The following is a 13,560-nucleotide window of genomic DNA, read 5'->3' as shown; positions in this document are numbered from 1 at the left end:
CCAATTTCAATGACATACAAGATAAACAAAGTTATTAACGATCAAACCTGGATAGCATGAAATCAAATTCAAGTTCAAGAAGAAGTTTTATTAAAAAAACTGCGGCTAGTTCGGCCTTTATAGCTACCGCTGGAATCCTCCCCCAATTTAGTGCCAAAAGTTATGCACGAATTCTAGGTGCCAACGACCGAATTAATGTATCTATGATGGGGGTAAATAGTAGGGGAAAGGCCTTGGCCCAAAATTTTGCAAGCCAGAAGAACTCTGAGGTAATCCATGTCTGTGATGTGGATAGTAGGGCAATAGCGAATTGTCTGTCTGTCGTAAAAGAGCGTCAAGGCAGGGTGCCAAAATCTTATACCGATTTCCGCAAGTCTTTGGAAAGCAAGGATGTGGATGCAATGGTAATAGCAGCGCCAGATCATTGGCATGCTCCGGCATCGCTCCTGGCCATGGAAGCCGGAAAACATGTATATGTGGAAAAACCTTGTAGTCACAACCCGAATGAGGGAGAAATTTTGGTGCAGGCTGCTAAAAAATATGGAAAGGTAATACAAATGGGGAACCAGCGCCGCTCATGGCCCAATGTAGTTGAAGGTATAAAAGCTTTGAAGTCTGGTGCCATTGGACGGGTATATTTTGGTAAGGGATGGTATACCAACAATCGGCAATCTATTGGAATAGGTAAGGAAGTCGAGGTTCCTAAGTGGTTGGATTGGGACCTATGGCAAGGTCCGGCACCAAGAAAAAATTATAAGGACAATATTGTACACTATAATTGGCACTGGTTATGGCATTGGGGTACAGGAGAAGCCTTAAATAACGGCACCCATATGATCGATTTACTGCGCTGGGGTATGCAGGTGGACTATCCTGTAAAGGTGAGCTCAAACGGTGGCAGATACAGATATCAGGACGATTGGGAGACGCCGGATACCCAGGTGATCAATTTGGATTTTGCTGAAGGATTGTCCATGTCGTGGGAAGGAAGGAGCTGTAATGGCAAGCCCATTGAGGGGAATGCTGTAGGTGTAATGTTCTATGGGGAAAGCGGCAGTATGCTTATACCTAGTGGAAATAGCTATACCATCTTCGATTTGGAGGGTAAAATTGTGAAGGAGGTGAAAAACACCCAAGAAATAGACCCCAGAAATAAATCCAATCCGGCCGAACTTCTGGACGCCTTACATATACAGAATATGTTCGATGCCATTTTAAACGGCACAGCCCTAAATGCAGACATAGACTCGGGACATAAAAGTACCTTGTTGGTGCAACTGGGGAATATTGCACAGCGCAGCGGTAGGTCATTGAATATTGACCCCCAAAACGGACATATTATAGGGGATAATGAAGCTCAAAAATTATGGAGCCGTTCTTATGAAAAAGGATGGGAAATGAAATTATAATATAAAAATATGGCAAATAGAAGATCGTTCTTGGAAAAGCTAGGCAAAGGGGCTGCCTTTTCAACATTGGCACTGTCCTTACCATCCACTGTGTTTTCACAACCAAAATCTGGAGAAAATCCGAAAAAGAAAACAAAAATCATTGGAATTATTGGTGCTGAAAACTCCCACAGCAGAGGTTTTGGGAAAATGTTCAATATAGATAAGAAGTTTCCAGGTTGGGAAGTTAAATACATTTGGGGCGAAAAAGAAGAGTTTGCCCAATTGGCGAAGGACGAAGGCGGCATACCCGTTATTGTAAAAGATCCTTTGGAAATGATGGGCAAGATTGATGCATTGATCGTTGATCATAGGCATGGAGACCTTCATTTGGATGCCGCATTACCGTTTGTAAAGGCGGGTATACCCACCTTTGTGGACAAACCATTTTGTTATAGTAGTCAGGCGGCAAAAATATTTCTGGAAATGGCAAGAGCGGTCGGTACTCCAGTTACTTCCTATAGCTCCATTGCCCATAGCAATGCCACCGAAGATATGAGGGAGCAATTGGCGGAAATGAAGGAAATAAATCAAGTTACCTGTTACGGCAAGGCCGATATCAATTCTATTTATGGAGGCTTTTTCTTTTATGGGGTGCATATGGTAGAACCCCTTATTTATCTTTTTAAGGAGAAAATTATTTCTGCGAGGTTCAACAAGAATGAAAAGGAAAACCTAAACAGTACTGCCAGTTTAATATTTGAAAACGGCAGGATGGCTACCTTGGTTATAACCACTAAAAAGTACGGGTGGCAGACCTTTGTTGAAACGGACGAAGGAGTAGTTGAATTAAAGTCCAGAGTGGAAACGGTAGGTCCTGATAAAAATTATGTGGATATGGTAACGATGTTCAGTACCGGAAAGGAACCCCGCAGCCATGAGAGCATCATTCATGGTATTGCCGTCTTGGAAGCAATTCAAAAATCGATAATTTCAGGTAATTGGGAATATGTTGTATCATGATCTTGAAGTGTAATAAGAAGCTGAATCCTTGGTTTTGGGCCATTGCCTTTATGATTGTTCTGGTATCTCATGGGTGCAAGAATATAGAGGAAAAGAAAGTGCAAGAATTGAAGGCCACGTTAGAATTGAATAATAGTCTGACCGATCTGGAGAAGGAGCAAGGTTGGGAACTACTTTTTGACGGAGTGTCCTTCAAGGGATGGCGAGGTTTGGGCAGAACAGATGTTCAAAACGAACTGTGGAAAATTGAGGACGGAACCATGCGGAAACTGAATAGTGGCGAGGTGCCATCCATGCCCGATGGGCAACCCATGGAGGGTGGCGATTTAATCACCATAGATACTTTTGATAATTATGAATTGTATTTTGAATGGAAAATATTAAAGGCGGGCAATACAGGGTTGAAGTACAATGTGTCCGAGGAAATCTCCCAAAAGTTCGGATCAAAATATTCGGCATTGGGATTTGAATACCAGTTGTTGGATGATTCCGATACCCTTTATGCGGGCAAATTAAAACCATCCCAGTATACCGGGAGTCTTTATGACATGATTGCGGCTGAAAATGCAACCGTTAGGCCAATTGGGATGTTTAACTCAAGTCGCATTTTGATAAATGATAAACACGTGGAGCATTGGCTTAACGGCAAAAAGGTAGTTACGTACGAATTTGGTTCCCAGCATTTGGATTCCCTGTTTAAAAAGAGCAAATATGTGGATATTCCAGGATTTTTAGAAAAGAGAAATGGCCATATAGTTCTGCAAAACCATAAGGATGATGCCTGGTTTAGGAATATTAAGATTCGTAGAATTAAATTGGGTGATTAGTTTTTTGATTAAATTGATTCTGGTCAGCTAAATGTAAAATCAATAAATCGTTATGATATTAAAATGTACATCAATTATAGCACTATTCTTTTTTTGTAATATGGCAACATCACAGTCCAATAATACTGACGGAATAGAGGGTATTTTGTATTCCGATGAGGGACGGGTCTCCCTTTCCACCACAAACGGAAAAATTTCAGGAATAAACCGCCTTGCCACGGGGAATAACGTTTCGAAAACATATGTAGCTCCAGGCTTGATAGACGTCCAGATCAACGGCTATATGGGGGTCGATTTTTCAGGTCCCGATCTTACGGTGGAAGGGATAAGGAAAGCTACAAAAGCCTTGTGGAAGGCAGGGGTAACTACTTATTTCCCCACCATTATTACCAGCGATTTCAATAGATTGAAAAAGAATTTCGCTATTCTGGCTCAGGCACAAAAAGATCCGGAAATAGGAAAATCCATTCCCGGATTCCATTTGGAAGGTCCTTATATATCACCACTACCAGGCTTTAGGGGTGCGCATTTGGAGAAATATATTAAAAATCCGGACTGGGAGGAATTTCAGGAGTTGCAGAGGGCAGCCAACAATGGCATAAAATTAATTACCGTGGCTCCCGAATTGGACGGTGCCATCCCCTTTATCCGTAATTGTGTGGCCAATGGTATTATAGTGGCACTTGGTCATCACAATGGTAGCGCAGAAGATATAGAACGTGCTATAGATGCAGGTGCAAAAATGGCTACCCACTTGGGCAATGGTTGTGCTAACGAGATAAATAGGCACCATAACCCTATCTGGCCACAATTGGCCGATGATCGCATTACTCCCAGTCTAATCGCAGACGGATTTCATTTGACCAAGGAAGAGGTCCGAAGTTTTTATAAAGTAAAAGGCCCGGATAAAACTATTTTGGTGTCGGATGCCTTGGATTTGGCAGGCTTGCCACCGGGAGAATATACCCGTGGGGAACGTACCTTATTGCTGACTCCCAACGTGGTAAAATTACCAAAGGAAAATGTTCTGGCCGGAGCAGCTTCACCAATAAGTGCTTGTGTAGGGGTAATTATGGATTATACCCAATGTACACTTAATGATGCCATACAAATGGCAAGCACCAATCCTGCAAAGATGTTTTCCCTGAATGAACTAGGTGAAATAGGACAGGGGAAACGGGCCGACCTAATTCTCTTTAAGTTGGAAGATAATCAGGTGATAATCCACAAGACATTTGTGTCCGGACAATTGGTATATTCTAAAGAGTAGCTTCTGCTTCTTCAGAACTTAAATAAGGGAAAAATAAGCATAGGGTTAAAAATTAATAGGTTTTAAACGGGGTATGGGCAATAAATCAATAATCAAAAAAATACTATTGGGACTAAGCGCGGTAGGTCCAGGGCTTTTTCTTATTGGCTACAATATAGGAACGGGTAGTGTTACCACAATGGCCAAGACAGGCGCGGAATACGGTATGAGTCTTTTTTGGGCATTGGTACTTTCCTGTGTTTTTACCTATATTTTAATGGTAGCCTATGGCAAGGTAACCTTGGTAACAGGAAGGACTGCCCTGTTTAATTTTAAGCAGGAATTTAAATGGGGCTGGATACTTTCCCTTTATATTATACTAGTGCTCATAATAGGAGAATTATTGGCGCTTATGGGCGTAATGGGAATAGTGGCCGATTTGGTGCAGGAAGGGGTACGCTTGGCGTATAATGGAGTAGTGGTCCAAAGGGCGTGGATCATCCTGTTTTTTGTTGTAATACTTGCATTCTTTTTGTGGTTTGGCCGTTATAAGGCCTTTGAAAAAGTATTGACGGTTTTGGTTATCCTAATGGGGCTTTCCTTTGTAGTTGTTTTTATTATGGTCCGTCCCGATATGGCGGATATCATGTCCGGTATGGTTCCTAGTATACCGGACACACCAGGTGCCTTGGGGCTTATTGCGGCCATTACTGGAACCACCTGTTCGGCTGCTGTTTTTGTTATGAGAAGTACGGTGGTGGCGGAAAAGGGATGGGGCATCAACGATTTAAAAAAAGAAAAGACAGATGCCTTTGTGTCCGCCTTTATGATGCTTTTATTAAGTGGTGTTATCATGGCCGTTGCCGCAGGAACCTTACATATTTCAGGGATGAAACTGGACAATACGGTAGAGATGATATCCTTATTTGAGCCTTTGGGTGGTAAATTGGCTGCTTTTGTACTTATTATAGGGATTACAGGGGCTGGACTCTCCACTATATTTCCAATTGTGCTAATAGCTCCCTGGTTACTTGCCGATTATAGGGGGACTCCAAGAAATATACATTCCACCACTTCCAGAGTTCTGATATTCGGAGCTTTGTTATTTGCTTTCGGAACCGTTTTTTTGGAGGAAAGACCTCCTGCACTTATGGTGTTTTCCCAGGCTTTTCAGGCCTGTATCCTGCCAGCCGTAGCGGTACCTATGTTTATTTTGATCAACAGAAAACAATTGATGGGGAATAATAAGGCTGGAGCTAAGCTTAATTTTGGCCTAGTGGCCGTAATTCTATTTTCACTGCTTACCACATGGTTTGCAATTGCAGAATTTATATAAAAAAGAAACAATGGAAAAATCATTTCAAATCGAAAATTTGGCAGTAAAAACCTATGGGGAGACAAAGGCCATGGGAGAAGCGGCGGCCGATTATGTGGCCGGGAAATTACAGACTGCCATAAGCGAGAAAGGTGCTGCCAACCTCATATTGGCTACTGGTGCATCACAGTTTTCGTTTTTAGAGGCGCTGCAGACCAGGGAAATTGACTGGAAAAAAATTACCGTTTTTCATTTGGATGAATATAAGGGGCTATCGGAATCCCATCCCGCTAGTTTTAGAAAGTATCTCAAAGAGCGTATTTTAAATAGGGTAGCACCTAAAAAGATATATTTTCTTAATGGCGATGCCGAAAATTTGCAATTGGAAATCAATAAATATGAAGAGGCATTGCAATTGCATCCAATAGACATTGCTTGCATAGGAATAGGAGAAAATGGACATATAGCCTTTAATGATCCTGCAGTTGCCGATTTTAAGGATCCAAAATTGGTGAAGGTGGTGGAGTTGGATGAGGCCTGTAGAAATCAACAACTTGGTGAGGGCTGGTTTCCAACTTTTGCCGATGTGCCCAAGGAAGCCGTTACGCTGACCATTACCGCCATAATGAATTGTAAGGCCATTAGTTGTGTGGTTCCCGACGAAAGGAAGGCCCAGGCTGTTTATAATAGCCTGTACGGGGATATCAGTACCAGCTGTCCAGCCTCTATACTTAGGACCCATCCGGAAACAGTCCTGTTTTTGGATAAAGGATCGGCATCCATGATCAAGTAATTAGTCATGGATCAATACCCTAAAACACGCAGTTATAAGGGACCGATCAAGGTTTTGCTCTTGCTTATTTTATGCTAAGGGCCTCATTGTCGAATGAAATGCCTTCCCAACCGCTGATCATAAAATTCCGAATGTTTTGATGGTCTGTGCCCGTTGGATTTTCTAGGACATCTTTTCTGTAATAGGAACCAAAGCAGGCCAAAGTTTCCTCCTTGCTCAACTTGTTATGTTGTGCAAAAGAAAATACTTTACAGGAACCTGAATTTTGGCCAGCTTCATTTATCACTTCGCCATTGGTAAATTTTGATGGTGAAAAATTATAATAGGTGTCAATAATACCTATGGTGTCCCCAAAGGTTATTTCTTCTGGAGTCTTTCTAAGTTTGTCGAGAAATTCGTAAACCGTCATAGTTGATTGGGATTTTAGTTCAGCACGTAAATTTAGATTATCCCATCAAGAATTAAGTAGGATATGGGAAGTTAATTATTCCATCATTTCTCAAATAGGTTAGGCCTATATTTTTTATCTTTAGGGAAATTGAATAAAATCCAATTTGGTTATTCCGAAATTGTAGTAAGGGCTCATTTTTAAGAATTAATCTAGATATAAAATATTTACACATGAAAAAACTAATTTTAGGGATGTTGCTATTGTCATTTTATCCTTTCATGGCGCAGGACATTAAAAAGGAAGTTCCATCCAAGGAAATTCAAATTAAAACTGCTGTTTTGCCCGCTCCTGATGAAAAAAAGGATGGTGCTATGGTTTATGGCTATGATAACACGGGAGAATTGGTAGTTCTGAGAAAGGGAACCAATAATTTGGTCTGCATAGGCGATAACCCGAATAAGGACGGAATCAATGTGGCGTGTTATTCCAAAAAACTTGAACCCTTTATGGCCCGTGGCAGGGAACTTTCAGCGCAGGATCTTTCTGGGGAAGAGCGGGAAAAAATCCGTGCCAAGGAAGTAGCATCAGGAAAATTAAAAATGCCCAAGGAACCTAGTATGATGTACGTATATTATGGAAAATCCGCGGATTATGATGTTACCACTGGAGAGTTACAAAATGGAAAATTTAGATACGTTATTTACACACCTTTTGCAACCACGGAATCTACGGGTTTGCCCGATAAGCCTCACGCTCCGGGAATGCCTTGGTTAATGGATCCCGGTACGCATAGGGCGCATATTATGGTTGGGCCTTTTGATTAAAGTTGTACTTTTTTCAAAACATTTCAGGTCTATGCTCTTGTTTCTGATATATTTTTTTAATGTAGTCTAATAAAACTACCATTAACCCTATGTGTTTGTACAAGGTTTTTTATCTCAGAACAATCTTGTTCTAGTCTTGTTTTTAGCTAAATGGTTCTGTTTGTGCAATCTAATTTAAACCTTACATTTGCACGTTTTTAATTTTCAGAAAATATTTGAAAAATGGGCAGTAACAATCTGGTGGACAGGCAGGAGAATGTAGCGGAGACAATAAGTTCGGAAGAGATAGATCAGTGTATTTTTCTACTCAATAAGTTGGTAGGTAATGGGCATAGGGTTTTTGAACTTCCAGAAGACAAAAGAGTGGCCTTGCTAAAGGCCGCGGGCCAGTTGTCTAGACCAGCCAAGAATGAATTTAAACAGCGCAAAAAAGACGCGGCCAAGGCTGCCAAACGCAAGATGATAGAGCGCGATAAGCACGCGCGTAAGGAAACAGGTATTAGAAGTGCCAGGGAAGCTGCCGTATTTGTAGCTCCCAAATTGTTGGCCACTCCCGTCAGGGAAACTTTGGAAGAGCTGGAATTGAAATCCCCGAGGAATTGCTATGTCTGTAAAACGGTATATACCAAGCTACATCATTTTTATGATACAATGTGTCCTGAATGTGGCGACTTTAACTATGCAAAACGCTTTCAGACGGCCGACCTAAGTGGGCAGGTTGCCATAGTTACCGGGTCTAGATTAAAAATAGGCTATCATATCACTTTAATATTGTTAAGGGCTGGAGCAACTGTGGTTGCCACTACAAGGTTTCCAGTGGATTCCGCATTGCGTTTCTCCAAAGAGGAGGATTTTCACGAATGGGGGCACAGATTAAAAATACATGGCCTGGACTTAAGACATATCCCGAGCGTGGAAATCTTTTGCAATTTTATAGAACAACAATACGACCGATTGGATATCCTGATCAATAATGCCGCTCAAACGGTAAGAAGACCAGCGGGCTTTTACCAACACCTTATGAAAAATGAGGAGGTAGGCTTTCGCGATTTGCCCCCAAGGGCGCAAGAAGTACTGTCCGACCACGATTTTTGCCTGCAGGAACTAAATAGCCTTACCAAGGGCACGGCGAGTAATCAAAATAATGCATTACCCGTTAATTGGCATGCACCGGAACCTGGTATTGGCATTAGGGCATCTGCAAAACTATCCCAGATTCCATACAGTTTTGATAGTTCCCTTTCTGCCAAAGAGGTTTTTCCCGAAGGCGAATTGGATGCCGATCTGCAGCAAGTAGATCTAAGGAAAACCAATAGCTGGCGACTTAAGTTGGGAGAGATAGAGACCCCGGAAATGATAGAGGTTCAATTGGTGAATGCTATTGCCCCCTTTGTGCTCTGTAACCGATTGTCAAAACTTATGCGGCAGGAGAATACAGGTAAAAAACATATTATCAACGTATCTGCCATGGAAGGGAAATTCCATAGGTTTTACAAGGAGGATCGTCACCCCCATACCAATATGGCCAAGGCTGCGCTTAATATGATGACACATACTTCCGCACTGGACTTTGCCAAAGATGGTGTTTTTATGAACGCTGTAGATACTGGCTGGGTAACGGACGAGGATCCTATAGAGTTGTCCAAAAGAAAGGAGGAAGTCCATGACTTTCAACCTCCATTGGATATAGTTGATGGTGCCGCTAGGGTCTTGGATCCGTTGATAGACGGTATTAATACTGGTAAACATTGGTGCGGTAAGTTTCTAAAGGATTATCGTCCCATAGACTGGTAATCCGGTATTTAATTAAAGCTATCCCTCAAATAAGGTTTATATCCATTGTATTGCTTTCCGCGAAGTGGTAGGACACTGCATAATTTGTTAGATAATCGGCGTAGGCGGTATCCCCATTTTGGGGACTTCCGGTACTTATTTCTGTTTGCCCTTTTGTAAAATATTATAAAAAAAATAACGATTTTCACTATATTTGTTAGAGACTTCAGAATTTACCTTGCTTTATGGAGACCTACGCAACGGCGCTTTTATATGCCATCCCATTTTTTGTAATCCTTTTAACGATAGAGATAACTTACGGCTATTTTGTAAAAAAACAAATGCATAAGGTAATGGATACTGTTTCTAGTATAAGTTCAGGGTTGACCAATATCATCAAGGATACCTTAGGGCTGGCATTGATTGTAGTTTCCTATCCTTTTTTGTTGGAGCATTTGGCCATAACCGAAATTAAGGCCACTTGGTTGGTATGGACCATTGCTTTTGTTGTTCTGGACTTTGCCGGTTATTGGAACCATAGGCTAAGCCATAAAATTAATATTTTTTGGAATCAGCATGTAATTCATCATAGTAGTGAGGAGTTTAATCTTGCCTGTGCCCTTAGGCAGCCGATCAGTAACCTAGTGGGGTATTTTTCCCTGTTCCTTATCCCAGCAGCGGTTTTGGGCGTTCCCCATATGGTGATAGCCATTTTGGCTCCCATACATTTGTTTGCGCAATTCTGGTACCATACCAGACATATCGGTAAAATGGGATGGTTGGAATATGTCTTGGTCACCCCTTCACAACATAGGGTGCACCATGCCATTAACCCGGAATACATTGATAAGAACTTAGGACAGATTTTGTGTGTTTGGGACCGTATGTTTGGTACGTTTCAGGAGGAGCTGGATGAGGTCCCTCCGCAATTTGGTGTATTGAAACCTGCTGGGACCTGGAACCCTATAATTATCAATTTTCAGCATTTGTGGAGGATTTTGCAAGATGCATGGCGAACCAGGAGTTTACGGGACAAATTGCGGATTTGGTTTATGCCTACCGGCTGGAGACCCGATGATGTTATGGAAAAGTATCCCATTGCTATCATAGGGGATGTTTACAATTTTAAAAGATATGCACCTGGGGCCACCAATGGGCTGAAACTATATGCCATTTTTCAAATGTTGGTAAGTTTGGGTCTAATGATGTTTATGTTCTACAATTACACTGAAATTGGTTTTGAGGGACTACTTATATTTAGCGGCTTCATTTTTATCGGGATATATGGATATACTACTCTGATGGATAGAAAAAAATATGCTGTTGGGATTGAAATTGTTAGGGGGGTGGCCGGTATTTTATGGATAGTTTATTTTGGCGATTGGTTTGGCCTAAATTCTTACCTTCCTATGGCCAATATGTGGATAGGGGCCTATTTTCTGCTCACTATTTTTGCAGGTATATATTTCAGCTATTTTGAAAATAAGGAAACCGAATTGGGAATGGCTGCTTAAGAACATTGTTCAAGTCAACTTAGACAGAACTTGTATTTGTTGAAAACGGAAGGTTAGTATTTTATCTATTTTTTGGTATTCCTGATTTCTTTGTCCACCAATTCTATATAGCGCTCCATAGCTTGTTCTATACTTACATTTTTTGCTTGGATCAGGGCGTTGGCCTTAAACGCATTTATTAGGGGCGTCCTGCTGCCAGGATGGCTAAAATTGCGGTTGGCAATTTTAAAATAGGCATATAGTTTTAATAAAAGATCGGCAGGCAAGGGGTCTGTATAATCATTAACGAAATCGACCGCTGCTATAAAATCTTTATTTAGTTTATCAGTCTTCATTTTCTTTTTTAACCCTTGTAGTTGCAATACATGTTTTTGCCCCGGTCACCTTTTGGTGCAATTTTACGGTAATTGCACTATCCAAAGGTAAGAACAAATCTACTCTAGAGCCAAATTTAATAAATCCTGCATCCTCTCCTTGTTGAACGCTTTCTCCCACTTCCGCGTAATTAACGATACGACGTGCCAAGGCACCGGCAATTTGGCGGTAGAGGATATCCCCAAATTTGGGAGTATTAATCACTATAGTGGTTCTTTCATTCTCTTCGCTGGATTTGGGATGCCATGCCACAAGATATTTACCGGCATGATATTTTGAAAATTTAATAAGTCCACTTGCAGGGTATCTGGTTACGTGAACATTTATTGGCGACATAAAAATGGATACTTGGATCCGCTTTGCCTTAAAATATTCCGTTTCCTCCACTTCTTCAATGACAACTACCTTACCATCTACCGGTGCCAATATTTCATCAAAACTCTTGGAAACGTTCCTTTTGGGATTTCTAAAGAACTGTAGAATTAAAACAAGGATAACCAAGGAAATTATTTGAAGTCCAAATTTTAGCCAAGTTATATCTATAAAATAATTGGCCAATACTATAATGGAACAAACTATAATAAAGGTTGTTGTAATAATTTTTTGTCCTTCTTTATGAAACATGTGAAAAAATAATTAAAGTTAAATATGCGAAAGGTGCTGAAAAAACCAAACTGTCCAATCTGTCCAACATGCCACCATGTCCCGGTAAAATGGCTCCACTATCCTTGACCCCAGCGGCCCTTTTAAATTTAGATTCTATAAGATCTCCCAAACTTCCCGTAACTACTATTACAGTTGCTAGGATCAACCATTGCCCCAATGAAATGTTGGTCTCATATTTCGATAAAAAATATGATGCAGCCAAGGCAAAAACAAAACCTCCAATTGCTCCCTCTATTGTTTTTTTGGGGGAAATAGATGGGAATAATTTAGTTCGTCCAATACTTTTTCCAACCAAATAGGCAAAGGTATCATTTACCCAAATAAGGATAAATACCCCCATGATCAGAAATTTGGCAAATTCATTGTCCTTATAAGGTATCATAGTAAGGAAAATGCAGCCTCCCCCTATATAAAATAGGCCTATAATGAACTTCTGTAAATTGTTGAACAGTTTTTCTTTTCCTGAAAAGAGGTAGTACAACAATATAAAATTAATCGATATTGTAATGAACATCAAAATATTGACAAGAATCTTATCGTCAATAAGATAGATAAATGCCCACCAAAGTGCCAAATAGGCTATAAAGATATGGTAACCTGGAAGTTTTATCATGCGTTTGTACTCGTAAAGACATGCGAGTCCAAAGGTCATAAATAAAAAATCGAATGCATCGGAGCTTAAAAATACGGCGGAAAGTAGCAGAATTACATAGACCGCACCTGTAAGTAAGCGCCTTAAAATTTCTTTCATGTTATAAGTCTTCCAGAAGTAAAAGATAAAGATTTTTAGAACTACTTCCGTAAGTTAAGAAATCGTCTGAATTTTCAGCCGTAGGTTGGAAATGTTTAATGGTGGTAATATTGGCCGGAATTACATTTTTATACTTCTTTTTAATGGTCTTTAATCCCTCTCCAATAGATTCGACCATTTGGCTAGTAGTGGCAAAAACAATAACATTTGATGGTAATTCGTGAAGTTTTCTTTCCTTCAACTGATTGGAGCAAACCAAAATGGAACCATTTTGGGCAATTAAATGCTCACAGGTAGTGAAAAATATTTCGCTATTATTGGGGAGGTTGGTGAAATTTATTTCCTGTTTGGAAAACTTTTCCTCCAATCTTTTGTCCATTGAAAAAAAGGTTTGATCCTGCCATTTATTTTCAATGATAATGTTGTCCAAATTGCTGAACACCTCATTAATGGAATCACAATACAGGAACTTACCTCCGTTATGTTTAAAGTTAATGGTAAACTTTTCGTCGACAGGAATGTTTAAGTCGGGCATATGTTGCCCTCTCGTTTCCACAGTTTCCTTGGAAACCTTTCTTTTTCCTCCCCCGAAAAGTTTATCAAATAATCCCATTAATATCTAAATGGTGCTTTAAGCCCCCTAGTTGTTTAGGAACAACGAATTATTTATT

The 13,560-nt window shown here is 40.5% G+C and carries 14 protein-coding genes; 9 read left to right on the top strand and 5 right to left on the bottom strand.

Annotated features, from left to right (window positions below; genetic code table 11):
• Positions 1-56 precede the first annotated feature (56 nt).
• The 6 genes from MWU82_RS18595 to MWU82_RS18570 all read left to right on the top strand — a co-directional run bounded on the left by MWU82_RS18595 (position 57) and on the right by MWU82_RS18570 (position 6,595).
• Positions 57-1,409: a Gfo/Idh/MocA family oxidoreductase gene (locus MWU82_RS18595; protein WP_247097527.1), complete on the top strand. Its 1,353-nt coding sequence runs from the start codon at positions 57-59 to the stop codon at positions 1,407-1,409.
• A gap of 9 nt (positions 1,410-1,418) precedes the next feature.
• Positions 1,419-2,411, top strand: a complete 993-nt coding sequence (locus tag MWU82_RS18590) for a Gfo/Idh/MocA family oxidoreductase (RefSeq protein WP_215948702.1) — start codon at positions 1,419-1,421, stop codon at positions 2,409-2,411.
• Positions 2,408-3,238, top strand: coding sequence for a DUF1080 domain-containing protein (locus MWU82_RS18585; RefSeq protein ID WP_247097526.1), 831 nt, complete (start codon positions 2,408-2,410; stop codon positions 3,236-3,238). The genes MWU82_RS18590 and MWU82_RS18585 overlap by 4 nt, the downstream gene beginning before the upstream one ends.
• Before the next feature lie 100 nt (positions 3,239-3,338).
• Entirely contained in the window at positions 3,339-4,508 is a 1,170-nt protein-coding gene (locus MWU82_RS18580; RefSeq protein ID WP_215948704.1) for an amidohydrolase family protein, read from the top strand.
• A 73-nt stretch (positions 4,509-4,581) separates the two neighbouring features.
• Positions 4,582-5,823, top strand: coding sequence for an Nramp family divalent metal transporter (locus MWU82_RS18575; protein WP_215948705.1), 1,242 nt, complete (start codon positions 4,582-4,584; stop codon positions 5,821-5,823).
• Between the two features lie 10 nt (positions 5,824-5,833).
• Positions 5,834-6,595, top strand: coding sequence for a glucosamine-6-phosphate deaminase (locus MWU82_RS18570; RefSeq protein ID WP_215948706.1), 762 nt, complete (start codon positions 5,834-5,836; stop codon positions 6,593-6,595).
• A 64-nt stretch (positions 6,596-6,659) separates the two neighbouring features.
• Here the strand turns inward: MWU82_RS18570 and MWU82_RS18565 are convergent, their stop codons facing one another.
• The gene (locus MWU82_RS18565) at positions 6,660-7,004 is read right to left on the bottom strand and encodes a HopJ type III effector protein (protein WP_215948707.1); all 345 of its coding nucleotides are present in this window, start codon (positions 7,002-7,004) and stop codon (positions 6,660-6,662) included.
• Positions 7,005-7,216: 212 nt separating this feature from the next.
• Here MWU82_RS18565 and MWU82_RS18560 point away from each other — a divergent pair, with 212 nt between their 5' ends.
• The 3 genes from MWU82_RS18560 (at position 7,217) to MWU82_RS18550 (ending at position 11,097) form a co-directional block, all read left to right on the top strand.
• Positions 7,217-7,810 carry a hypothetical protein gene (locus tag MWU82_RS18560; RefSeq protein ID WP_247097525.1) on the top strand — a complete coding sequence of 198 codons (594 nt, stop codon included), beginning with the start codon at positions 7,217-7,219 and terminating at the stop codon, positions 7,808-7,810.
• A 222-nt stretch (positions 7,811-8,032) separates the two neighbouring features.
• On the top strand, positions 8,033-9,604 hold the full coding sequence (locus MWU82_RS18555; RefSeq protein ID WP_247097524.1) for an SDR family oxidoreductase: 1,572 nt from the start codon (positions 8,033-8,035) through the stop codon (positions 9,602-9,604).
• A 224-nt stretch (positions 9,605-9,828) separates the two neighbouring features.
• Positions 9,829-11,097, top strand: a complete 1,269-nt coding sequence (locus MWU82_RS18550; RefSeq protein ID WP_215948710.1) for a sterol desaturase family protein — start codon at positions 9,829-9,831, stop codon at positions 11,095-11,097.
• Between the two features lie 65 nt (positions 11,098-11,162).
• Here MWU82_RS18550 and MWU82_RS18545 read toward each other — a convergent pair whose 3' ends face one another.
• Genes MWU82_RS18545 through MWU82_RS18530 form a run of 4 tightly spaced genes read right to left on the bottom strand, consistent with a single transcriptional unit; the run spans position 11,163 to position 13,502 of the window.
• A complete protein-coding gene (locus tag MWU82_RS18545; RefSeq protein WP_215948711.1) occupies positions 11,163-11,432 on the bottom strand; it encodes an acyl-CoA-binding protein in 270 nt (89 codons plus the stop codon).
• The gene (locus MWU82_RS18540; protein WP_215948712.1) at positions 11,422-12,096 is read right to left on the bottom strand and encodes a phosphatidylserine decarboxylase family protein; all 675 of its coding nucleotides are present in this window, start codon (positions 12,094-12,096) and stop codon (positions 11,422-11,424) included. Before MWU82_RS18540 ends, MWU82_RS18545 begins: the two co-directional genes overlap by 11 nt.
• Positions 12,086-12,889: a phosphatidate cytidylyltransferase gene (locus MWU82_RS18535; protein ID WP_215948713.1), complete on the bottom strand. Its 804-nt coding sequence runs from the start codon at positions 12,887-12,889 to the stop codon at positions 12,086-12,088. The genes MWU82_RS18540 and MWU82_RS18535 overlap by 11 nt, the downstream gene beginning before the upstream one ends.
• 1 nt (position 12,890) lies before the next feature.
• Positions 12,891-13,502, bottom strand: a complete 612-nt coding sequence (locus tag MWU82_RS18530; RefSeq protein WP_215948714.1) for an LUD domain-containing protein — start codon at positions 13,500-13,502, stop codon at positions 12,891-12,893.
• Positions 13,503-13,560 lie beyond the last annotated feature (58 nt).

Source organism: Arenibacter sp. S6351L (genome assembly GCF_023016025.1).
In the GTDB taxonomy this organism is placed as follows: domain Bacteria; phylum Bacteroidota; class Bacteroidia; order Flavobacteriales; family Flavobacteriaceae; genus Arenibacter; species Arenibacter algicola_B.
Note: the sequence above shows the minus strand (reverse complement) of the source record. Positions and strands in the feature narration are given on the sequence as shown.

What these genes read in the sequence shown, in the direction of transcription:
- MWU82_RS18595 (WP_247097527.1), top strand. Translation starts at nt 57, where the DNA reads ATGAAATCAAATTCAAGTTCAAGAAGAAGTTTTATTAAAAAAACTGCG.
- MWU82_RS18590 (WP_215948702.1), top strand. Translation starts at nt 1,419, where the DNA reads ATGGCAAATAGAAGATCGTTCTTGGAAAAGCTAGGCAAAGGGGCTGCC.
- MWU82_RS18585 (WP_247097526.1), top strand. Translation starts at nt 2,408, where the DNA reads ATGATCTTGAAGTGTAATAAGAAGCTGAATCCTTGGTTTTGGGCCATT.
- MWU82_RS18580 (WP_215948704.1), top strand. Translation starts at nt 3,339, where the DNA reads ATGGCAACATCACAGTCCAATAATACTGACGGAATAGAGGGTATTTTG.
- MWU82_RS18575 (WP_215948705.1), top strand. Translation starts at nt 4,582, where the DNA reads ATGGGCAATAAATCAATAATCAAAAAAATACTATTGGGACTAAGCGCG.
- MWU82_RS18570 (WP_215948706.1), top strand. Translation starts at nt 5,834, where the DNA reads ATGGAAAAATCATTTCAAATCGAAAATTTGGCAGTAAAAACCTATGGG.
- MWU82_RS18565 (WP_215948707.1), bottom strand. Translation starts at nt 7,004, where the DNA reads ATGACGGTTTACGAATTTCTCGACAAACTTAGAAAGACTCCAGAAGAA.
- MWU82_RS18560 (WP_247097525.1), top strand. Translation starts at nt 7,217, where the DNA reads ATGAAAAAACTAATTTTAGGGATGTTGCTATTGTCATTTTATCCTTTC.
- MWU82_RS18555 (WP_247097524.1), top strand. Translation starts at nt 8,033, where the DNA reads ATGGGCAGTAACAATCTGGTGGACAGGCAGGAGAATGTAGCGGAGACA.
- MWU82_RS18550 (WP_215948710.1), top strand. Translation starts at nt 9,829, where the DNA reads ATGGAGACCTACGCAACGGCGCTTTTATATGCCATCCCATTTTTTGTA.
- MWU82_RS18545 (WP_215948711.1), bottom strand. Translation starts at nt 11,432, where the DNA reads ATGAAGACTGATAAACTAAATAAAGATTTTATAGCAGCGGTCGATTTC.
- MWU82_RS18540 (WP_215948712.1), bottom strand. Translation starts at nt 12,096, where the DNA reads ATGTTTCATAAAGAAGGACAAAAAATTATTACAACAACCTTTATTATA.
- MWU82_RS18535 (WP_215948713.1), bottom strand. Translation starts at nt 12,889, where the DNA reads ATGAAAGAAATTTTAAGGCGCTTACTTACAGGTGCGGTCTATGTAATT.
- MWU82_RS18530 (WP_215948714.1), bottom strand. Translation starts at nt 13,502, where the DNA reads ATGGGATTATTTGATAAACTTTTCGGGGGAGGAAAAAGAAAGGTTTCC.